Source organism: Dyadobacter sp. CY345 (genome assembly GCF_021502725.1).
GTDB lineage: Bacteria > Bacteroidota > Bacteroidia > Cytophagales > Spirosomataceae > Dyadobacter.
In genome coordinates this window covers 498,433-519,223 of the sequence record NZ_JAKFFS010000005.1, presented here as the reverse complement: position 1 = coordinate 519,223, position 20,791 = coordinate 498,433, and the positions used below count along the sequence as shown (strand labels likewise).

The 20,791-nt window shown below is 39.9% G+C and carries 19 protein-coding genes and 1 tRNA gene; 7 read left to right on the top strand and 13 right to left on the bottom strand.

The window, feature by feature from the left end; translation table 11 throughout:
- Positions 1-82 precede the first annotated feature (82 nt).
- Both L0657_RS22750 and L0657_RS22745 read right to left on the bottom strand, forming a co-directional pair.
- Positions 83-520, bottom strand: coding sequence for a hypothetical protein (locus L0657_RS22750; protein WP_235153068.1), 438 nt, complete (start codon positions 518-520; stop codon positions 83-85).
- A 99-nt stretch (positions 521-619) separates the two neighbouring features.
- On the bottom strand, positions 620-1,357 hold the full coding sequence (locus tag L0657_RS22745; protein WP_235153067.1) for an outer membrane beta-barrel protein: 738 nt from the start codon (positions 1,355-1,357) through the stop codon (positions 620-622).
- Between the two features lie 265 nt (positions 1,358-1,622).
- Here L0657_RS22745 and L0657_RS22740 point away from each other — a divergent pair, with 265 nt between their 5' ends.
- Positions 1,623-3,275, top strand: coding sequence for a glycosyltransferase family 39 protein (locus L0657_RS22740; RefSeq protein ID WP_235153066.1), 1,653 nt, complete (start codon positions 1,623-1,625; stop codon positions 3,273-3,275).
- A gap of 39 nt (positions 3,276-3,314) precedes the next feature.
- Here L0657_RS22740 and L0657_RS22735 read toward each other — a convergent pair whose 3' ends face one another.
- Positions 3,315-4,310, bottom strand: a complete 996-nt coding sequence (locus L0657_RS22735; protein WP_235153065.1) for a hypothetical protein — start codon at positions 4,308-4,310, stop codon at positions 3,315-3,317.
- A gap of 247 nt (positions 4,311-4,557) precedes the next feature.
- Here L0657_RS22735 and L0657_RS22730 point away from each other — a divergent pair, with 247 nt between their 5' ends.
- Together L0657_RS22730 and L0657_RS22725 are read left to right on the top strand one after the other, a co-directional pair.
- Positions 4,558-6,882 (top strand): DPP IV N-terminal domain-containing protein, encoded by a 2,325-nt coding sequence (locus L0657_RS22730; RefSeq protein ID WP_235153064.1) that lies wholly within the window; start codon positions 4,558-4,560, stop codon positions 6,880-6,882.
- A 145-nt stretch (positions 6,883-7,027) separates the two neighbouring features.
- Positions 7,028-7,198, top strand: coding sequence for a hypothetical protein (locus L0657_RS22725; RefSeq protein WP_235153063.1), 171 nt, complete (start codon positions 7,028-7,030; stop codon positions 7,196-7,198).
- 547 nt (positions 7,199-7,745) lie between these two features.
- Here L0657_RS22725 and L0657_RS22720 read toward each other — a convergent pair.
- Positions 7,746-8,441, bottom strand: coding sequence for a GNAT family N-acetyltransferase (locus L0657_RS22720; protein ID WP_235153062.1), 696 nt, complete (start codon positions 8,439-8,441; stop codon positions 7,746-7,748).
- A 193-nt stretch (positions 8,442-8,634) separates the two neighbouring features.
- Between L0657_RS22720 and L0657_RS22715 the strand changes: the two genes are divergently transcribed.
- Both L0657_RS22715 and L0657_RS22710 read left to right on the top strand, forming a co-directional pair.
- Complete coding sequence (locus L0657_RS22715; RefSeq protein WP_235153061.1) at positions 8,635-9,909, top strand: MFS transporter; 1,275 nt, start codon at positions 8,635-8,637, stop codon at positions 9,907-9,909.
- Between the two features lie 275 nt (positions 9,910-10,184).
- A tRNA-Lys gene (locus L0657_RS22710) sits at positions 10,185-10,257 on the top strand.
- Positions 10,258-10,816: 559 nt separating this feature from the next.
- On the opposite strand, the gene L0657_RS22705 is transcribed toward L0657_RS22710, so the two are convergent.
- The 3 genes from L0657_RS22705 to L0657_RS22695 all read right to left on the bottom strand — a co-directional run bounded on the left by L0657_RS22705 (position 10,817) and on the right by L0657_RS22695 (position 12,108).
- Complete coding sequence (locus L0657_RS22705) at positions 10,817-11,104, bottom strand: hypothetical protein (protein ID WP_235153060.1); 288 nt, start codon at positions 11,102-11,104, stop codon at positions 10,817-10,819.
- A 96-nt stretch (positions 11,105-11,200) separates the two neighbouring features.
- Entirely contained in the window at positions 11,201-11,350 is a 150-nt protein-coding gene (locus L0657_RS22700) for a hypothetical protein (protein WP_235153059.1), read from the bottom strand.
- On the bottom strand, positions 11,347-12,108 hold the full coding sequence (locus L0657_RS22695; protein WP_235153058.1) for an MBL fold metallo-hydrolase: 762 nt from the start codon (positions 12,106-12,108) through the stop codon (positions 11,347-11,349). The genes L0657_RS22700 and L0657_RS22695 overlap by 4 nt, the downstream gene beginning before the upstream one ends.
- On the opposite strand from L0657_RS22695, the gene L0657_RS22690 reads away from it, so the two are divergent.
- Complete coding sequence (locus tag L0657_RS22690) at positions 12,107-12,322, top strand: hypothetical protein (RefSeq protein WP_235153057.1); 216 nt, start codon at positions 12,107-12,109, stop codon at positions 12,320-12,322. The genes L0657_RS22695 and L0657_RS22690 overlap by 2 nt on opposite strands.
- Here L0657_RS22690 and L0657_RS22685 read toward each other — a convergent pair.
- The 6 genes from L0657_RS22685 to L0657_RS22660 all read right to left on the bottom strand — a co-directional run bounded on the left by L0657_RS22685 (position 12,315) and on the right by L0657_RS22660 (position 18,093).
- On the bottom strand, positions 12,315-12,677 hold the full coding sequence (locus L0657_RS22685; protein WP_235153056.1) for a hypothetical protein: 363 nt from the start codon (positions 12,675-12,677) through the stop codon (positions 12,315-12,317). The genes L0657_RS22690 and L0657_RS22685 overlap by 8 nt on opposite strands.
- 71 nt (positions 12,678-12,748) lie before the next feature.
- Positions 12,749-13,663, bottom strand: a complete 915-nt coding sequence (locus tag L0657_RS22680) for an SDR family oxidoreductase (protein ID WP_235153055.1) — start codon at positions 13,661-13,663, stop codon at positions 12,749-12,751.
- A gap of 459 nt (positions 13,664-14,122) precedes the next feature.
- The gene (locus tag L0657_RS22675) at positions 14,123-14,980 is read right to left on the bottom strand and encodes a helix-turn-helix domain-containing protein (RefSeq protein ID WP_310588301.1); all 858 of its coding nucleotides are present in this window, start codon (positions 14,978-14,980) and stop codon (positions 14,123-14,125) included.
- Positions 14,981-15,056: 76 nt separating this feature from the next.
- Complete coding sequence (locus L0657_RS22670) at positions 15,057-15,851, bottom strand: SDR family oxidoreductase (protein ID WP_235153053.1); 795 nt, start codon at positions 15,849-15,851, stop codon at positions 15,057-15,059.
- A 467-nt stretch (positions 15,852-16,318) separates the two neighbouring features.
- Positions 16,319-17,044 (bottom strand): LytTR family DNA-binding domain-containing protein, encoded by a 726-nt coding sequence (locus L0657_RS22665; protein WP_235153052.1) that lies wholly within the window; start codon positions 17,042-17,044, stop codon positions 16,319-16,321.
- Entirely contained in the window at positions 17,041-18,093 is a 1,053-nt protein-coding gene (locus L0657_RS22660; RefSeq protein ID WP_235153051.1) for a sensor histidine kinase, read from the bottom strand. The genes L0657_RS22665 and L0657_RS22660 overlap by 4 nt, the downstream gene beginning before the upstream one ends.
- A 248-nt stretch (positions 18,094-18,341) precedes the next feature.
- Between L0657_RS22660 and L0657_RS22655 the strand changes: the two genes are divergently transcribed.
- Positions 18,342-20,744 carry a TonB-dependent receptor gene (locus L0657_RS22655; protein ID WP_235153050.1) on the top strand — a complete coding sequence of 801 codons (2,403 nt, stop codon included), beginning with the start codon at positions 18,342-18,344 and terminating at the stop codon, positions 20,742-20,744.
- The last annotated feature ends 47 nt before the right edge of the window (positions 20,745-20,791 follow it).

Genomic DNA, 20,791 nt, shown 5'->3' with positions numbered 1-20,791 from the left:
CAGGTCTGTTGTATGGATTTTAACAAATATGAAAAATGAAGTCCTAGTCGTCCGAAAAAAGAGCGTTTTCTGATTAAAATATTTACGGATTCGTCACCCCGATCGCAGTCAAATCTATGTAGTAGCCATATGCGCCGAATATATATGGTGAAGTGAGAGCACCATAACAGTCTTTGCGCCTGTAAGATACATTGACCTTCAAACCAGGTTTCCTGAATTGAACCGGTAAGGAAAGGGAATCCCGACAGGGAACTAACATGTTTTTTCCTAAACTATATGTCACTCCGTCAAAATCCCTGGGGGCAGTTCTTAATACATACTTATCCGGCCCTTGATTGCCCCCCGGCTGATTGCCCATAATGTGAACGACCACGGCTTCAATATTTTTCTCTTCTTTTTTTACCGATTTACTTTGGCAATCGCATGGCCCAGGCTGTTTATCCGAGTCCTGACATTGGAGATGCAGGAAACATACTGCCAAAGGTGTTAAGGTGAATTTTGCTATTTTGGTAAAATTCATACAAGAAATTTAGATGATGTACGAGATATTAAGAAACCCTTGAATACTCCATAAATCGTATTGAAAAATCGTTGTCTTGACGACTTTGGTACCGATGTTCTAATTCAGTTTTCCAATAATAGAAAGCTGTAAACCCTGATTAGCCCGGATTGTGTAAACCGGAACAGCGACCATTGTATAACCCGGATCAAATAAGGTATAACGGATCGGACGGTTGAATCGGTAAATCAATTCTGCTGAAAAACGTTTGGAAATAGAAAAGCCCAAACCAGCTAAATAACTTAAATCTTTGTCCTGGCCTTTGTTCTGAGGTATGCTGAAATCCGCGTCAAACTTTCTGCCTTCGGTGATTGTCCCGTTTGGTCTTGTGGTTTTTGAATCGAAAGATATTGTGCCTTTATAAATGAAGGACGGCATAATGCCTCCTGTAAAGTACGCTTTAATTTTATCTGGAAATGGGTAGATTTGTACGGAAAGAGGAGCCTGTAAACGGCTGAATTTATTACGGTAATCGTAAATATTCGTAAAGCTAAATGTTCCATCATCCGTCTCCACATTGCGTTGTATCGCGCTCCGCCTTCTCTTGTCTTCTATTTTCTCCCATTCAGGATCCAGAGAAACGGACAGGTATTTCGAAAATTTGTATCCGATTCGGAAACCACCGGAATAACTGAAATCACGTCGATATTCGTCGAAAGTATCTCGGTCTAATTCTTCATTTTTATAAATTCCCGAGCGTCCTGCACTGGCTTTAAATGCAACCGTCCATCTTGAAATTTGTCCTTCCGACGACGAAATTTTCAGAATAAGAAAAACGAGGAATGCATATCTGGCCATTTTCAGTGTGATTATAGATACTTTAATCGAAGACAACTTGGTGCAGATTTTCGTTGGAATTTACAACGTGAAAATATAAAAATAACGAGGAAATTATTTTATCACCTATTTTCATTCCTATCTTGTCGCAAATAATTCAGTTGCGAAATTCATATCAAAAACTGCATATATTCAGACATCAATTTTTTTGATTTTTTCAAACAGATCATTCCAGTAATCGGTTGAAATAAATCAAAGACTAAACAATTATTCGAAAGCTTAATTTATGACAAGCGCAGAACTTTCCCTTAAACGTTATTTTCCCTGGCTTTTATTTCTTGGTATTGTGCTTAACGTACCCGGATTATGGCTCGATATCATGGAACCTGACGGTGCGTTGTATGCCACAATTGCTAAGCGGATTGTTCAGCATAATGATTGGGTTAATCTCTACGGAAACGGTTCTGACTGGTTGGATAAGCCGCATTTTCCGTTTTGGATGGCTGCAATAAATTATAAAATATTCGGTATTAACGGATTTGGGTATAAACTTCCGGCATTTTTTTTCTGGCTCGTCAGCCTGTTTTATACCTACCTGACAGCGCGTGATCTTTTTAACGCTTCCGTAGCCCGGATTTCTGTACTGATTTATGCCGTCGCACTTCACAGTGTACTTGCCAATTTTGACGTTCGGGCAGAGCCGTATCTGACAGCCTGCATCATTGCCGCGATCTGGCATATGTTGGGTATTTACCAGGGAAAGCATTGGAGACATATCGTGGCGGCGGCAGTTTTCGCTGGCTGCGCAATCATGACGAAAGGGATTTTCGTTTTGATAACAATTGCCGGAGGCTGGGTTATATTTTGGATTATCACCAAACAATGGGCTCAGTTTATCAACTATCGGTGGTGGATTTTGCTGATCCTTACTTTAATCTGTATTCTGCCAGAGTTATATTGTCTGTATATCCAGTTTGATATGCATCCGGAAAAGGTAGTTTTTGGCAAGACAAATGTTTCCGGTTTGAAATTTTTCTTTTGGGATAGCCAGTTTGGAAGATTTTTTAACACAGGTCCCATTCGTGGAAAAGGCGATCTCTCGTTTTTCTTGCATACCACTTTGTGGGCATTTCTACCCTGGTCGATCGGACTTGTTGCGGCCGTTGTTTATTTGGTGAAAAATGACAAAGACCGGCAGCCGGTCCGTTGGATTATTTACGGAAGTATGATCATCACTTTTGTCATGTTCTCACTTTCAAAATTCCAGCTTCCACATTATATCGTAATCGTATTTCCCTACTTCTCCATCATTACGGGTTATTTTTTCTATCAAAAATCGGGAGAAATCAGCTTATCCCGATTTGCAACGATTCAGTCTGCATTGTTATTTCTCCTCTGCGCCGCTATTCTCGGCTTGTTATACCTGACCAATATTCCGAACGCTATTCTCTGCGCAGTGATCATGTTGGCCATTGCATTCGGATCGATTTTTATTAAGTCAGAATCTCCGTTGCAGCAAATATTATTTAAAGGTTATGGCTCGGCTGCTATGCTTTACGTATTTTTATTCCTTTTTTTCTACCCGTTTTTACTGCAATATCAGTCGGGTAGGGAGGCTGCGCGTGTGATTCACGCAAAGGATACTGAGATACCCGTTGGGTCTTATCATGCCTTTTCTTATTCATTTGAGTTTTACAGTCCCGGAGATGTTAATCTTTTAAAAACAACTGATCAGCTTGGTGATTTTATCAATAACAATCCATGTTTTTTATATACAACTACTGCGATTGGAGACAGTTTGATAAGTAGCGGTTTAAAAGCAAAAATTCTGCTGACGCCTGAAAACTACCATATCACGATGCTCAAAAAAGATTTTCTGGATCAAAAAACAAGGCATACAAAGGTTGAGAAGAGATATTTGTTGTACATAAACAAATAAACAACTTTGATTTTATTCAGGATTACCAACCAATTTTTCTCAGTCTTCAAGCCCGGTCATATACAAATCAAAACCACCTTTTCCGCCGGGACGGTTTGAAGAAAAAACCAACAATTGATAGGAGAAAGCCTGAGCGTCTACAAAAATAGGCCGATATTCGTCGTTACGCGTATTAATCCGGTTTCCAAGGTTTACCGGAGTTTGCCATTTCCCTTTGACAAGCTTGGATTCATAAATGTCAAAACCGCCAAAACCATCTGGTTTGTTGGACACAAATATCATTTTATTCCCGTCGATAGCAGGGCATTTGTCATCATAGGGTGTTGACAATTCCTCTACTTTTCTTATTGTATAATTCTCAGGATTGACCAGTTTTTGGGCGGTCAAATTCAGAGGCACCGTTACAGGAATGGACACCTCATAAATGTCGAAATTACCTTCCCGGTTTGAACAAAAATAAATTTTGTCTCCTTCCCGCGAAAACGTTGGATATGCGTCATCTGCGGAAGAATTCAGGATATTAAATTTCACAGGTTCTTCGATTTTCGAATTTAAATAAGGAACATATTTGATTTCAAGATTCCCTTCGTAATCGTCAGCATAAAATAAAAGCAGATCATTGCGTTCCGGTGCATTAAGATATCTGGATAATGAAATTGTTTTAGGACCAAAAACGTTGAAATTCCCGTTTGCCTTTTCAGCCATACGTAGCGTTGGATGGTAATGTAAAAAATAATCTTTGTACTTGGTCGCGATATTATCGTAACGTTTTAACCCGAGCCTGCCGTCGTACGAGAATTCAGCCTGAAAATAAACCAGATTTAAGAGATTCTTTTTTTTACGTTTTGAAGAAAAAAGCAAATGGGTCTGGCCGCTTTTATTATAAGCGATATCAGAGTTGTAATCATCAAACTCAGAATTAAACTCTTCCAGATTTACAACCTCACTGAGAAATTTTCCATCCTTTTCACTAAAAAATGGGATGCAGCTAACGATGAAAATGGGTAATAGGAGGCAGATTAAAATTCTTCTCATGGCAGTTGAGTTAATATGACTTTTAGGAGACGCAGTATAACTCGACTTGGTTGGAATCGCAGATAAAGTATTTGTTAATTCATCAATCAAGATTAGAAAGAAAGGGTAGCGCAGTCATTTTTAAATTAATTATAAAAAGTTGGCAAAACAACGATTCAAAACGCTCGCTTGTAAACTGGATTGATATAAAATGTCTATTTTGCGATTTGAAATTATAATTCCAACTCCTGACCTATGACTATTTAACATGAAAAAGTTTGCAGTAATTCTTTTATCCGTTCTGCTGGCCGGGAATGCTGATGCACAAAAGCAGGCTGATCTCACCGCAGAAGATTATAAAAAAGCGGAGAAATTTCTGGCCTACAACACCCAAAATCTGGTAGATAATGTTGCTGGAAAGCCAACCTGGTTTTCGGGTGAAAAATTTTGGTACCGTACTTTAACAGCACAGGGAAGTGAGTTCATAGTGGTTGATGCGGTAAAAGCAAAGCGTCTTCCCGCTTTTAATCATCAGAAATTGGCCGAGGCCATTTCCTCTGCAACCGGGAAAAATTATTCGGCCTCCATGTTGCCTTTCCAAAGCATCGGTTTTTCGCCGGATGAAAAATATGTTACTTTTTCTCAGGGAAATAAGGACTGGAAGTTTGACCTGAAAAGTAGTCAGCTTACCTCAGAAGCGAAAGCGAAATCCGATGATGAGGCAAGAAGCGAGTCGTTGTCTCCGGATGGCAAGAAGGCTATTTATATCAAGGATAATAATTTGTGGGTGAGGGATGTGTCCACAAATCAATCCAAGCAGCTGACAACTGATGGAGTGAAGGATTTCGGTTATGCAACAGATAATGCGGGTTGGCGGCATAGTGATCGCCCGGTTCTGTTGTGGTCTCCGGATTCCAAAAAAATATTTACTTATCAGCAGGATGAACGCAAAGTAGGTGATATGTTTTTGGTGACTACAAACGTCGGACATCCGAAATTGGAATCGTGGAAATATCCTTTGCCGGGCGATAGTGTCATAGCAATGCTTCACCGCGTCATCATCAATGTGGAAACTCCGGCGGTTATTAAGCTAAAAATTTCGCCAGACGCACACCGCGCAACCTTGGGTGATGACATCAGCAGAGGCGGCGTGCTTAGTGATGCCGAATGGAGCCAGGATGGAAGTCAGCTGGCATTTGTATCAACTTCCCGCGACCATAAACAGGAAAGAATCAGGATTGCGGATGCACAGAGCGGAGATGTCAAAGAAATTTTTGAGGAAACTTCGAAGACGCAATTCGAGTCGGGGCATAAAGGAATTAACTGGCGTTTCGTACCATCGTCGAAGGAGATTATCTGGTATTCCGAAAGAGATAACTGGGGACATCTGTATCTGTATGATGCGGAAACTGGAAAGCTGAAAAATCAGATTACAAAAGGTGACTGGCTGGTGACACAGGTTATCAAAATTGATGAAAAAAGCAGGGTTGTCTATTTTATGGCCAACGCCAAAGAGCCAGGTAATCCTTATTTCAGTCATTTTTATAAGATAGGATTTGACGGAAAAAACCTGGTTTCCCTTACACCAGAACCCGGTATGCATTCCGTAGTCTTCTCGACGTCGGGCAACTATTTTGTAGATACCTATTCCCAGCCGGATGTTCCTGCGGTTACCGTTTTGCGTAACGCCAATGGAAAGCTTATTCTTTCCCTTGAAAAAATGGACCTAGCGCGTTTGAAAACGGCTGGCTGGAAGGCGCCAACTCCGTTTTCTGTAAAAGCGTATGATGGAAACACAGATTTGTACGGATTAATGTATACGCCAACAAATATGGATTCTACCAGGAAATATCCGGTTGTTGATTATATCTATCCGGGACCGCAAGGCGGCAGTATTGGATCATGGGCATTCAATGCTTCAAGGAGAGACAATCAGGCTTTGGCGGAATTGGGTTTTGTGGTGATGGAGCTTGAAGGAAGTAGTAATCCTTCCAGATCAAAAAGTTTTCATGATATGAGTTATGGAAACATGGCTGATAATACCCTGCCAGACCAGATTTCTGCGATCAGACAGCTAGCTGGAAAATACAACTGGATGGATACCAGCCGCGTTGGTATCCACGGACATTCGGGTGGTGGTTTTGCTACGGCATGTGCGATGTTCATGTTCCCAGACTTTTTCAAAGTGGGTATTTCTGAATCAGGAAACCACGATAACAGGAATTACGAGGATGACTGGGGCGAGCGTTATATTGGACTTTTAACGGAAACAACAAAAGGTGTTTCGAACTATGAAAACCAGGCGAATCAGGTTCATGCAAAAAAACTGAAAGGGAAATTGATGCTTGCACACGGAATGATGGACGACAATGTGCCACCTTACAACACGATGCTCGTCGTGGAAGCGCTGGAAAAAGCTAATAAAGATTACGATCTTGTCATTTTTCCGAATAGTCGCCATGGATATGGAAGTTATAATCCGTATATGATGAGAAAACGCTGGGACTATTTTGTTAAAAATCTTCTCGGTGTTGAACCACCTAAAGAATATTTGTTGCAGACAAATTCAGATCCAAGAAATTCTGTACGATAAAATAAATAATGAGTTTACTGAAAGGCGCGATGTAATGTCTCGCCTTTTATGTGATAGTCTAACTATAGTTTAGAATCTCACGCATTTTCCCTGCGGTTTGGCATCATTTTTATAATTTATTAGATAGAACTAATTCTTAATAACAATGAAACAATCACAGACATCTAATCCGAAGCCACAGGTTAAGGTTGAAAATAAGGATAATCTTGACAGCCGACATAAGGAGGAAGACATGGTTAAGAAAGACCATATCACCAACAATCAAAAGGAACATCACAGTGAGAATAAGTCGCAAAGTCAAAAACAAAGCAAGTAGTTTTTGATAAAACGGTGAAAATAGAACAATCCCTGCATTAGTTTTTTGACAAACTAATGCAGGGATTGTTAAGTTTAGTGAAATTTGGAAGGCATGTCAAATGAAACTCTCTGGAATTTTCAACTCTTACTGCTGACAAAATTTGCCTTAAAAAATTCTAAGAATTTGTAGCGTAGCTTGTACTACCATCGGACAGATACAGGTTTGGTGAATGAATATTGGGCAAATAAAATTTGAAGAATGTGAAAATTTATACAATGTGATATGGGGTTTTTAAGGAATGTGCAACCTGCATTGAAGTTCTTAACAGTTTTTTTTGTTTAAATATGACTTTGTTATACATTTGTCATTATGCACATTTTAAATGTGTAGAGGAGGGTAAGACTTATAAGAATTCCGGGCTTCCGGAATTCTTTTTTTGTATACGGTTGAGATATGTTAGTCCTGATGGATGTTATTTGCCTTGGTTTATAAAGCTTATGTAAACCCAAAACGAAATAAATTCGCAATAGAGCTTCGAAGTGGATATTTCAAAGCTGATGTTTATTTAGCCTTTATATTGAATTTGCCAAAAGGGAATGATTCTTCTTTCGGTATATCCTAAAATTTCATAGACCTTTCCCGCCCGTATATTGCTGGTTACGAAATGTAGAAACGGAACCGCTTTCTGTTCGATATTTTTTTGAGAAACATGTGCAACTAGCTGTTTGGCGTATCCTTTTCCCGTATGCTGCGGATGTGTAACAACTGCACTTATTTCTGTGAACCCATTCATTTTCATACGTTCTCCTGCCATCGCAACCAGTTTATCGTCCTGCATTATTCCGAAATAATCTCCGAGGAGGGGCGTATTCTTGAAAAAATAGCCGGGTTGAACGAGATTTACCAATTCCAGCATTTCTTCCCTATGATTTTGAGTTAGGGGGACGATCTTGTTATCACCATCAGCCGCATCGAAATTGAGTTCATTGCAAACCATTTGCACGCAATCAAGTCTCGCATTCAGTTTCCAATTGGAAGATAGCTTTGGCAATTCTCCTACGACAAAGAAATTTTCTCCGGGTTTAATCCATTGGTTAATATGGTCCAAATTACCTGTCTGCGGTGCTTCGCAACCTAAAAATGTCAATATATCTGGTGGGTATCTTTTTATTAAATCGCTACCTAAGGCAAAACTTTTCTGTGAACTCTGTAACGAATGCCACACGGGATTATCTAATTTCTGGTACTGATCATTATTCATGTATTAGGAGAATCTAATTATAGTTATAAAGTGGAAACTAAAATACTGCTATTTTCAACTTTAAACCCTCTACACCAAATTCGTCTTGGATTATTATAATTGAAACTATTTTTAAAACAAATTGATCATGAGAACGGTATGTCCTTTGTTGGATTGCCTTTACTAAAAGACTTAACGAAAGCTCTGATCTTTGATGAAATCGCAACTTGCTCCTTCCCGTTGGTACCGAATTATTCCGATCGTCTTCATCACATACAGCCTGGCCTATCTGGACAGAGCTAATTTTGGTTTTGCAGTGGCTGGTGGAATGGCTGCTGATTTGGACATTACGAAAAACACTTCTTCCTTACTTGGCTCGCTGTTCTTTCTTGGTTACTTTTTTTTCCAGATACCAGGTGCACATTATGCCGCCCACAAAAGTGCCAAGAAGTTGATTTTTATCTCATTGATTTTGTGGGGAGCGCTGGCTGCTGCAACCGGAATGGTGAATAGCGTCAGTTCGCTTATCATAATCCGATTTATGCTGGGCGTTGTAGAAAGCGCGGTAATGCCTTCCATGCTAATTTTGCTAAGCCAGTGGTTTACAAAAAAGGAACGATCTCGGGCCAATACATTTTTGATTTTAGGGAATCCGGTAACTGTCTTATGGATGTCCGTTTTGTCAGGGTATCTCATTGATTCTATGGGTTGGCGCTGGATGTTCATCATTCAGGGTGCACCAGGGATAATCTGGGCATTTATATGGTGGAGAATGATCGATGAAAAACCTAGGGATGCCGATTGGTTGACAGAGAGTGAAAAACTTGATATTGAAAAGCAGTTGTTTGATGAACAGATTGGCATAAAGCCTGTAAAAAATTATGCAGATGCTTTTAAATCAAGAGCTGTAATAATGTTGTGTTTTCAGTATCTGTTATGGAGTCTTGGCGTTTATGGATTTGTAATGTGGCTTCCATCAATCATTAAAGCCGCGCCGAACATGGATATCGTCACAACTGGATGGTTATCGGCAGTTCCGTATATTTTGGCTATTATTGGAATGCTTGCAGCATCTTATTTTTCGGACAAGACACTGAATCGCAGGGTTTTTATCTGGCCGTTTCTTCTGGTCGCATCTTTATCATTCTTCTGCGCTAATCTGGTTGGAACCGGTAACTTCTGGCTTTCATTTTCTCTATTGGTTTTGGCAGGGGGGGCTTTGTATGCGCCTTATGGACCGTTTTTTGCAACAATAACAGAAATTCTGCCTAAGAACGTTGTTGGCGGCGCTCTGGGTTTAATCAACAGCATTGGAGCGCTGGGTTCATTTATTGGATCCTATCTTGTAGGATATCTCAATGGGAGCACCGGAGGATTTGAGGCCTCCTATGTTTTAATGGCCGTTGCCCTAATTTTTGCGACGATAATTACGGTGATCGTTATTAAATCACCTGTGACAAAAGAGAATGAGATTCAGTACAAATTTTAGATGACATATTTTGAACGTTATGAAATCAATTTAAAAAAAGCGAGAATTTATTTTAACGTCAATATTCTCAAAACTAGAAACTTAGAAAAATATAAAATTTGGTTTGGAAAATAGTCTATGATTTAATTTGGAACATAAATCAAAATGTTTACTTTTGCATCACAATTGAGGGACACGGAAAGTATTTGAGACAAAATCAGCCCATTTTCCACTGTTTGGAGTTTCGCTTTAACTTTTAAAAAGACAATTTCAGATCGTTCTAATTTTTGTAATAAGATTCCGTAGCTCAGCTGGTAGAGCAATACACTTTTAATGTATGGGTCCTGGGTTCGAATCCCAGCGGGATCACAATAAACAGTATCAAAAGACATCAAACTCCTGCAAATCAACAGATTGCAGGAGTTTTATTTTTGTTGAATATCACAAATTATTCAATTATTCTCAAAAAAAAGGTGAGTAATTCGGTGAGTAAAATCAACAATATTACAACTCACCAGAATCATATTTAATACGTTGATCAATAAGTTGTTAACGTCATTTACATCTTGTTAGCTAAAATTTGCAGAACTAAATTTGTTTAACCTTTAAACTAAAAAGTTATGAAGACAAATTTCAGTCTTCTTTTCTATTTGAAAAAATAAAAGAATTATGTCGGTGGACCGATGCGTATTTTTGCAAGGATGACATCGATTCTCAACGCGCAGAGCTTGCTACCGGCAGGCAATGTCTACCAATCCGTTGGGACAGTGTCACCGGCAGACTTTCCAGAAATAAGGAGGATGCCAGGTCAATCAATTCATATCTATCCAATATGCAGGAAAAGGTTTTAAATCTGCACGGTGATTTTTACAAAAGAAATGAACGGATATGGCGAAAATCATTAGTTACAATACCGGTGCTTCTTCGATTACAGCAGACTGTAATAGGTCCAGTGCATTGCTAGTGTCTCTTCAGGTGGTCTCCAGGTAGTGAATTGGCGCTCGTAAAACCGCTGTTCGTAGGCAAACAATACTTCCAACTGTGCTATGACTTCATCCCGGCTGAACTTATCAATATTGGAGCTGTACTCGTTTCTGATATCGTCAACAATTGTGTTGATGATGGATACTTCTTTTTCAGAAAGAAACAATGCTTCATTTGTAGCGTAGCGACCATATTCGTATCGTTCTTTTTTTTTGCCAGTGATGTGCTCCATAAAAAGTCGGGTCGGATGAACAGCATCCAGCCCTCAGGTTATGTGGCATACCATTCATCATTCGGCGATATCATTGGTCGCATCTTTAAAAATTAGTTAATCCGGAATAACCGCTTCTCCAATTTTTACTATTTTCAATTGATGTTTTATTGTCTTGTCCTCAACCAATGTTCTTAAAATAGTCTCCGGTTCCGACAAAGGTTCGTCTGCCATATCAAAGGTGCCATAATGAAAAGGAATCATCATTTTTGCCCGGGTATCCTTAAATGCCTGAACCGCCTGCAGGGATCCTGATGATTGGGCGACATAAACCAACGAGGCGAATATGCTCCAACCCCAATCAGCGCAACGTCTATATTCGGAAACAATTCACCTGCTTCCTTGTAGTGACTTCCATATCCAGAGTCGCCGCCGTAATAAATTGTTTTGTTCTTGCTTTCTATCGCAAAGGCACCCCATAAGCGCTTGTTCGCATCGTTGACAGAGCGTCGTGAACTGTGCCTGGCAGGCAAAAAACTAATCGCTACCTCATCGTCGAGCTTATATTGCTGATACCAGCCAGCCTCTTGTACATGGCTTTCTCCTACCCATTTACCCAGCAAGTTTTTCATATTTAATCCGGCAAGAAATATCGCATCAGGGTTTTGGATTTGAATAATTTTCAAACTTGCCTCGTCACAATGGTCGAAATGCGAATGCGAAATCAATACATAATCGATATTGTTTAATTTAGCCACTTCGAGCGGGAAATCTGTATAGCGGGTATGCATAGACAGTTTTTCAAAAATAGGATCAATCAATATTTGCTTCCCATTTAATCGAATAAAAAATGTGGAATGTCCCAGTAATACAACCACATCCTCTTTTGTATTCAGGAAGCTGTCCTCTTTTACCACCTGCATACGCCAGGTGTCGTTTTTTTTAGTTTTCTTCTGTGGATTTTTTTCCAACATCCACTTTAAAGCATCATCAAAACTTTGCGTACCCGGAAATTCATGGTTCATGAAACGTCCTTTTTTGTCTATTGGGGTACCCTGCCATGATGATAGAATAGTTTTTAAACCGGGGTTCCTGATACGTGACGCCACAACAGGAACTTTCGATGAGGGCATTCCGAATATCTTGCAGAATACCAAAATTGTTGCAAAAGTAGCAACCAACTTAATAACTCGTCTTTTGTTCATCCAGGTTAGTATTGAGCTTGTGAAGCCTATTTAATATTTACCCAAAGTTCTTCAACGTTAAAACTTATAAGAGAAACGCTGATTTTATAGGGAATCTTAATAGCAGTGTTGCTTCCGTCTTTGACAATCTTTGCGTGTTTCATCAACTCCTCAAGACTTGTCTTATCTTCTTTTCTCCATTTTCCCTTGCCAAAATCCAACACTTTTTTATGCACGATTCTTAACCCATTTAACGAGTCCTTAAAAGCGAAAGGATAAGTATCTCTATAGGAACTGTCCACAAGCAAAGTAATGGGACTACCCGTTTTATTACTAATGTATACTGTTTTAGGCGCGTTACAGGATAAAAGCGTCATTGCGGCTATTGAGATGGCACTTATTAGCTTCATTGTTTTATTTTATTATTTCAATACGGAGATAGAATTTGAGTATGTCTTTACGGGATTTGGGAGGCACTGCACTAGAATTTAACATTAGCCAGCGTTTGCGATATCTCCCATAACTTTAAAGAAACATTGATGTCCTCTGCCTGCCGAGGTATTTTTGCAATAGCTGGAAATCCCCTTGTCTCACTCATTTTGTCTGGTCCATAATACTGGCCGCCTTTAGCCTCCGGAGAAGTGGCTGCATACAATGTAGGCAAGGCTCCCTGTGAAGATGGCTGGAATAAAAACGGAAGAAAAGTTCTCGCCATTCCTGCGGCACTCCATCGTCCTGCACCAGTAATAAGGAGATTAGTCCGGGAAACACCTGGATGGGCAGCTATGCTCAAAATGCCCCAACCGTGCTTGTCACTCTGTCGCTGAAGTTCCAGGGCAAACATCAGGTTCGCAAGTTTTGCTTGACTGTATGCTTTTCCCGGAGCATACGAAGATTTTGACTGAAGATCATCAAAATTGATTACCCCATCCCGATTTGCGATACTTGACACGGTAACAACGCGAGCATCTGGTGATTTACGTAATAATGGAAGAAGCTGTGCTGTCAATGCAAAGTGACCAATATGGTTGGTGCCGAACTGTAACTCGAAACCATCGGCAGTTTCGAGCCGTTTTGGTGGTGTCATCACACCTGCATTATTGATGAGAAGATCGATGGCTTGCCCATTTGAGATCATTTTCGAAGCGAGGGCTTTGATGGATGATAAATTTGCAAGGTCTATTTTTTCAAAACTTACTTTGGCCTTGGGGTTAGTCTGTTTAATTCCCGCAATTGCCTCCGCCCCTTTTTCAGCATTACGCCCCATCACAATCACACTCCATCCTGAGAACGATAACGCCAATGCGTCTTCATAACCGATACCCTCTGTACTGCCTGTAATAATAGCAAACCCACTGTTTCTTTGAGGAATATCAGCCGCTGTCCAATTTTTCATTTGCTGTTGTGTTTGAATGTTTTTTGATGATGCAAAGATGGGTAACAGTAAAAAAACAGATGTAGCCAAAAGTCGTATTGTTGTAGTGGAAAGTATGCATCAATAAAACATTCAATTTTATTAGCTGTCGTGTTTAGAGATTAAGCCTTTCTATGTGTGGTCTTTCTTATTTTCAGTTTACAGGACAAAAGCTATGTGCATATCTTTTATTCCTACCAATAATCCAGACATCCGGATAAAAAGGTAGGAACGTAAGAAATACAAAAAATCAGATGGTATTATTTAGATGTCCTGAAAGGTGTGGGGGAGGTAAAGAAATCAATGGTGAACCCATTTGTTCATTATAATCACCTGAACGGCTGATATTTAGGAAAAGTAACCTTCAAAGTTTCACTGACAGAAGGTTATAACAGGTGCCATTCGTGATGCCGATGGGAGAGGTCTTGCAACAATACAGTTTCAGTTAAAAGACTGCCTAAATTCCAAAGGAGAAAGATTAGTTTTTGTCTTAAATAACTTGCTGAACGATTGCGGATATTCAAAGCCTAATTGGTAAGCAATTTCATTTACCGAAAGATTGGTGGTTGAAAGTTTTTCTTTTGCTTTTTCAATCAGTTTATTGTGAATGTGCTGCTGGGTGTTTTGGCCGGAAATGTTTTTTAAGCAGTCACTTAAATATTTGGCCGACAAATTAAGTTCCGCTGCCAGATATGAAACTGTCGGTAAGCCTTTTTCATGAATTTCTTTTTCAAAAAAATCATTTAACAGGTTTTCAAATTTTTCTAAAAGACCTTGATTGTGGGGTTTTCTTAGAATAAACTGTCTGCTATAGTATCTGTTGCAATAAGTAAGCAGCAACTCAATATTAGAAATCACAACATCCTGACTAAATTCATCTATTGGTAAATTGTATTCTTTTTCAATTTGCTGAAACATCGTTTCAATACACTTTTCTTCGTCTTCCGAAAGAATTAAAGCTTCGTTTACAGCATAATCAAAAAAGCCATAATTCTTCACTTTTTGCCCTAAAGTAGATGTTCTAAAAAAATCAGGATGAATATTCAGCAACCATCCCGACCGTGCCAAAACCTCGCCTGGTTCTAGAATACTTACTTGTTGCGGAGCAAAAAACGACATAATACCTTCATCAAAATCGTATATGGTTTGCCCATATTGCAATTTGCCCGGACAATCTTTTTTCAATACAATTTGATAAAAATCGAAGATTATACGACTTCTGACATCAATTGATATTTGTGCCAAATCCTCAAAGCGTAAGATGCTGAACAAAGGATGTTTCGGTTTTTCAATTCCCAATAACAGGTGGTTTTGGGCTATGGTTTCTACTCTGGTGGTTTGATTAGTGTCTCTTTGCATGGCTGTATTTGCTCAATTATAGCTTCATTTTTTTTCTTTTACTATCGGCAAATAATTTTGCTATCAGTGAGTTAGGAATTAATCCTCCTATTTTTATCAATATGGCATTCATTCTGCCAGATACATGAAATGATTTTTTCTTCTCCCAGGCTTGTATCATTTCGGTAGCCACCTGATCCGAAGTTTGCGTATAAGCACCTTCGGTAAGAACCTTGCCCCAGGCGTTATCATTAGCTGTGGTATTCATAAAATTTGTACTGGTAAAACCAGGATTAAACAACATGACCTTTATTCCATATGGTTTACACTCTTGTGTAAGTGCCTCCGTAAACGAACGAACAAAGACCTTGGAAGCTGCATAAACGGCCATATATGGACTGGGGAAAAAAGCTGCTAATGAGGCGACATTGATAATACTTCCATTTTTATTTTTTATCATATCGGGCAAAAACAAATGACAAAGAGCCACCAATGAGGCATTGTTCAATTGCAACATATCCAGCTCTAATTGCAGGTTGTTTTTTGAAAACTCGCCGCTCGAACCAATTCCCGCATTATTTACTAACAGCGTTACAGAAAAATTTCTATTATTACTTTCTTCAAAAACCAATTTTGCAGCGTCGGGTTTGCTCAGATCAGCCACTATATACTGGGCGGTAATCCCATTTTTAAGAGATAATTCTGCACAAAGCTGTTTCAACTTTTCTTCGTTACGGGCTACTAACAGTAAGTTATGTTTTTTTTCTGCCAATTGATACGCCAAAGCCTCGCCAATGCCGCCTGATGCACCTGTTATCAATGTTACTTTCATTTTTGTTTATCTTTAAATTTACAATACAAATTTCTGAAAGACAATCCTGACAAAAGTGCTCAAATTGCGGTTTGTAGTGTTTGAAATACTAAAATCTATTCAGTTAAACGAAGCTTGAAATTAAATGCGAAAGTTGATACTGCTGAATTGGCTTACCCGCTGGAAAAACTTCCACTCAGTGATACAATAAAATGCCTTATCATATGTAGATGCCGTCGAACTGACAAAAATTAATACCGTACTTATTATCTTCATGTTGTATCAAATTTTATACTCCATCGGCTAACGCTATTTCCTTGTCCTGTATCTGCAAATTTGATTTGAACATATTTTTATTTATCGTAACAGTGATAAGTCACTTGCTTTGATATTTGTTTATGCAAAGTTCATCAGCACTCGGATCATGCTTGTAGCTAAATTTCGCAATGTTGTAGCTGAAAGGAATTGTTGTAAAATCATCAGTGAACCTACTTCCTGCCTATTAATTTTTTCGCAACGAACTCTTCAAAGAAATAACTCCGGTATACATCCCCAATGGGGATTTCACTTTTTTGAATGTAAACCGTATTGTTATCAAAGGAAGTGATATGCTGGACGTTGATGATATGAGATTTGCTGGTTCTTACAAAAAGCTTTGGAGGCAGTTGCTCATGAATCGTTTTGATATTCATTGCCGTGATGATCTTGTTTTCCTGTGTTTGCAGGATAACGTAATCTTTCAGACCTTCAACAAATAAGATATCCTTGAAGTATACTTTAAACGTTCTTCGGTCTGCCCGTACAAAGAAAAAGTCGGAGGCAATAGATTCAATATTGTTGCCAGAGTGATCAATGGATAGAAGCTTTAAATAAGATTGCGCTTTTTCCACGGCTTTCTGAAACCGTTCAAGCCGAACTGGCTTGATCAAATAGTCAATGGCTTCTACATCATAACTATCCAGTGCAAATTCGCTGTAAGCGGTGGTAAAGATTACAAGTGTTTTTCCAGGTATGGTTTTCGCAAAATCAATTCCATTGGTTCCAGGCATCTGGATGTCCAGGAAGATCAGATCTATTGAGTTTTCCTCTAAAAATAGGGACGCTGAGTTGGCATTGCTAAAATTGCCTATAAGCTGGAGCCCCTTAATCTTACTCAGCAATATCTGAATGGCCTCCCGTGCCAAAGGTTCATCGTCTACTATTATACAGGTCATATGCTGAGGGTTAATATTACTAAATATGTATCAGGATTATCTATTATTTGCAGGGCATGTTTACCTGGATAAATTAATTCCAGTCTTCGCTTTACATTAGCCAATCCTAATCCTCCAACTTCGTTTTTAGTCAGTTTGACGTGGGGCTTTGAGTTGACGCACTTAAAACTCAACTCTCCATTATGTACGTCAAAATACAAATGCACGTACGACCTTTTTTCCTGGTCAGCATTGTGTTTTATCGCATTCTCAACAAAGGGGATAAGCAGTAAAGGCGCGATCTGGACTCCGCTTAAATCGCCTTGCTTAGAAACGAGATAGTCAAAATTATCCCTTCGAATCTGTTCCAGATTCAGAAAGTCCTCCAAAAAATGAATATCCCCGGTAAGGAGCACACTGGTTCTGGCACTATCGTACAATTGATACCGAAGCAAATCACTCAACTTCATCAGCACCTGGGATGCTTTTAAAGGATCTTTTTGGGTGAGAACGTTCGCATTATTGAGCATATTAAACAAGAAATGGGGATTGATCTGATTTTTTAACTGCTCTAATTCCGATCGCATCGTTGTTTTTTCCAACTCATTGATTCGTATACTGTCTTTCAAGGAGCGCTGAAATAATTTTATGGCTGTCGAGGACATCATCAGTACAAGCACTATAAAGGATAACGAAAATATTCCTGCGGCCTCTTTGTATGCATCAGCTCTTCTGTATGCACCCAAAATTTTCCAACTGGAAAAATAAATAAAGGCTATTACAGCTATAATGACCAGAACCGATAATACATAAGTTAAATATTGATCCTTAAATAAAAATCGCGGTACGAGCCAATACATGTTTGTATAAAATAAAAGAACAAACATCAGGATGAGTGAAATACGGACAATCGTCATGATCGGCTCAACAAACTGTGGCTGGCTGTTGAACATGACCAAAACGATGAGAAAGATCAGTGTAAAATGCCGGAAAATCCTGTATTGATCAGATACAAAACCTCTAAATACCCAATCTCTTGTCATCATTGCATGATCTGCTGAATTACCCATATCTTATTTCTTAAAGTAAACAAAAGTAAAACGGAATGCCCGTCGGTCTGCCGATTTTATACAAAAGGCACTAACTATTAGATCAAACCCACACAAAGAGTGTACTTTATGCAGTTTTTCCAATCCTTTTTGCAAGAAAACCGATTTGCTATAAAAGCTAACCGGTTTGGTATAAATTCCAAAAATGGCCGGATTGTCGCATCTACTTTTACATTCATCACTGAAAAATAAATTAAAACATGAGTGTTATGAACAACGCAAATCTCCCAAATCGCTTCATTGTATTAAGCTTGCTCATGAGTATGGCCAGCTTCTTATCGTTTGCTCAGTCATCCGGAAATCTGAAAGGTAAAGTTATTGAAAAAGCAACAAAGCAGCCCCTCATAGGTGCCAACGTGTATATCGATGATCTTAAACAAGGAGCTGTAACGGACACATCCGGTGTATTTTCCATCAATGATATACCCGTTGGTGCTCATTCGGTAACGATCTCCTCCGTCGGTTTCCAAAAAAAAATCATCAGCGAAATTATTATCACCAGTAACAAGACTTACTATTCGGAAATAGAGTTGCTGGAAGATGTGTCCGTGCTGAGCGGAGTTACCGTGAAGGGGTTTAGTGGCGAAATGAATCCGTTGACACCGGTTTCTTCGTACTCCCTGTCCCGCGAAGAAATCTTCCGCAATCCTGGCGCTCAGGGCGACATCATGCGTGCGCTCTCGTTTCTGCCGGGTGTGGTCAGTGGTGGTTCCCAATTTTCAGCTATTGCTGCAAGAGGCCAGGGGACGCAGGACAATGTATATATGGTCGACGACATTCCGATGTTTAATCTTTCGCATTTGGAGGCAGAAGGTATTAATTCAGGCTTCAATGATCCGAATGGCGGCAGATTTAGCATTTTCGCCCCCAGGGTAATCGACAATGTACAGTTCCAGAATGGCGGTTTTGATGCGGCGTTTGGGCGTCGGTCATCTTCCTACCTGAGTCTGGGTGTCAAGGAGGGCAACAAGGAAAGCTGGTCGTTCAGCGGGCAGTTTGATTTGCTGGGTGCCACGCTTATCGCTGACGGGCCCGTTTCGAAAAAAACAAGCATTTTTGCCTCAGGCCGTTACCTCAACTTTGGAATGCTACTCAATTTGCTGGGCCAAAATGCCAATACGATCACTTTGGGCGACTATATGGTAAAATCTACCACGCAAATCAACGTACGGAATAAGCTTTCGGTCATAGCGATGTATAATCCCGAAAGTCCTTCCCGAACCATAGATGATGTAGAAGCAGGCGTGAATCTCAATGATGATAACAGCACCGGGACCGCGCTATGGAACCATCAAAGCAGCAATGTGATGGTCGGTGTCAACTTGCAAACACTGCTTGATTCCAAAAGCTATCTCAAAAATGTGCTCTATTACCGATCATCGAGGCTGGATAACAATTTTGGACGATATAATCCTTCGGTTGATTCGGAAGGAGTAGTTGTGGATCCGTTGCACCGGGGATATGTTGCGAATTTAAGGCGTATCCAAAACAACCAGCAGGAGGTAGGATATCGATCTATTTACACAAAAAACTTCGATAAACTAATCCTCACTGCGGGAGTGGACGCAATGATGGTAAATCTGGATTATGAAAGAAGGCTATTCCAGACTGATACGATATTTACACTGCGCACCAGAGACATTAATACAAATTCTCCGCGCTATTACCAGATACTTGACCCTGCCCTTTACAATTCCAGATACGACGGCAGTGCCTTCAATGGGTCGGGTTATGTGACGCTGTCATGGAGACTGTCGAACCGCTTTACGCTTAATCCGGGTGTGCGGTACGATTATACCGGGTTTACCGGGCAGCACACTTTGTCTCCAAGATTGAGCGGCAGCTATGCGGTGAGTGAAAGGCAAAGTCTGAATTTTGCTACCGGGATTTATTACCAGGATGCAGCCTATACCAATGTGGCCGGGCAGTCCAGCGGCAATACCATTTGGAATGAACGCTCGTTTCAATCAATTCTGGGATATAAGTTTCAGATCGCAAACGATTGGAAATTTGTCGCTGAGGGCTGGCACAAGAGATTCGATGATGTCATTGTCCAGCCCAACAGGGTAGAAAGCTATCTGACCAACGATGGTGATGGATACGCATACGGAGCGGATTTCAGCCTTACAAAACGGCTTTCGAGTAAATACTATGGACAGCTTGGCTATTCATTTATGGAAAGCAAAAGGAACGATAACAATGGCTTGGGCGAATACGATTATGCTTTTAATATACCGCATACGATAAGTATTTTGGGAAGTTATAAGCCAAGCGACAAGTGGATTTTCTCGGGAAAATTCAGGTACAGCACAGGCCGGCCAACAGATGCATTTATAATTCATCCTGATGTACTGGGCAATCCGGACAATCAAAAATACGGACAGGAAATCACGCAGGTAAACGGAGACAGGCTACCGGATTTTATCAGCCTGGATCTAAGAGCGGATTATAATGTTCTTACGAAGTGGGGTGTGTTTTCAGCTTTTGTTGATCTCGTTAATGTCTCCAACCGCTTTAATGTGAACTCCGAAATTTACATACCCGAAACAGGCAATGTTTTCAATCTTGGATTAGGGGTATTTCCTACATTCGGCGTACGAGTGGAATTATGAAAAAATATCCTTTTCCATCTGCTGACTGGCTGTAATCAGTTCGAAGT

Coding starts and splice junctions, on each gene's coding strand:
- L0657_RS22730 (WP_235153064.1), top strand. CDS start 4,558: ATGAAAAAGTTTGCAGTAATTCTTTTATCCGTTCTGCTGGCCGGGAAT.
- L0657_RS22670 (WP_235153053.1), bottom strand. CDS start 15,851: ATGAAAGTAACATTGATAACAGGTGCATCAGGCGGCATTGGCGAGGCT.
- L0657_RS22750 (WP_235153068.1), bottom strand. CDS start 520: ATGAATTTTACCAAAATAGCAAAATTCACCTTAACACCTTTGGCAGTA.
- L0657_RS22695 (WP_235153058.1), bottom strand. CDS start 12,108: ATGAACCATGAATTTCCGGGTACGCAAAGTTTTGATGATGCTTTAAAG.
- L0657_RS22725 (WP_235153063.1), top strand. CDS start 7,028: ATGAAACAATCACAGACATCTAATCCGAAGCCACAGGTTAAGGTTGAA.
- L0657_RS22685 (WP_235153056.1), bottom strand. CDS start 12,677: ATGAAGCTAATAAGTGCCATCTCAATAGCCGCAATGACGCTTTTATCC.
- L0657_RS22735 (WP_235153065.1), bottom strand. CDS start 4,310: ATGAGAAGAATTTTAATCTGCCTCCTATTACCCATTTTCATCGTTAGC.
- L0657_RS22720 (WP_235153062.1), bottom strand. CDS start 8,441: ATGAATAATGATCAGTACCAGAAATTAGATAATCCCGTGTGGCATTCG.
- L0657_RS22715 (WP_235153061.1), top strand. CDS start 8,635: ATGAAATCGCAACTTGCTCCTTCCCGTTGGTACCGAATTATTCCGATC.
- L0657_RS22690 (WP_235153057.1), top strand. CDS start 12,107: ATGAAACGTCCTTTTTTGTCTATTGGGGTACCCTGCCATGATGATAGA.
- L0657_RS22655 (WP_235153050.1), top strand. CDS start 18,342: ATGAACAACGCAAATCTCCCAAATCGCTTCATTGTATTAAGCTTGCTC.
- L0657_RS22700 (WP_235153059.1), bottom strand. CDS start 11,350: ATGATGATTCCTTTTCATTATGGCACCTTTGATATGGCAGACGAACCT.
- L0657_RS22660 (WP_235153051.1), bottom strand. CDS start 18,093: ATGGGTAATTCAGCAGATCATGCAATGATGACAAGAGATTGGGTATTT.
- L0657_RS22745 (WP_235153067.1), bottom strand. CDS start 1,357: ATGGCCAGATATGCATTCCTCGTTTTTCTTATTCTGAAAATTTCGTCG.
- L0657_RS22680 (WP_235153055.1), bottom strand. CDS start 13,663: ATGAAAAATTGGACAGCGGCTGATATTCCTCAAAGAAACAGTGGGTTT.
- L0657_RS22740 (WP_235153066.1), top strand. CDS start 1,623: ATGACAAGCGCAGAACTTTCCCTTAAACGTTATTTTCCCTGGCTTTTA.
- L0657_RS22705 (WP_235153060.1), bottom strand. CDS start 11,104: ATGGAGCACATCACTGGCAAAAAAAAAGAACGATACGAATATGGTCGC.
- L0657_RS22665 (WP_235153052.1), bottom strand. CDS start 17,044: ATGACCTGTATAATAGTAGACGATGAACCTTTGGCACGGGAGGCCATT.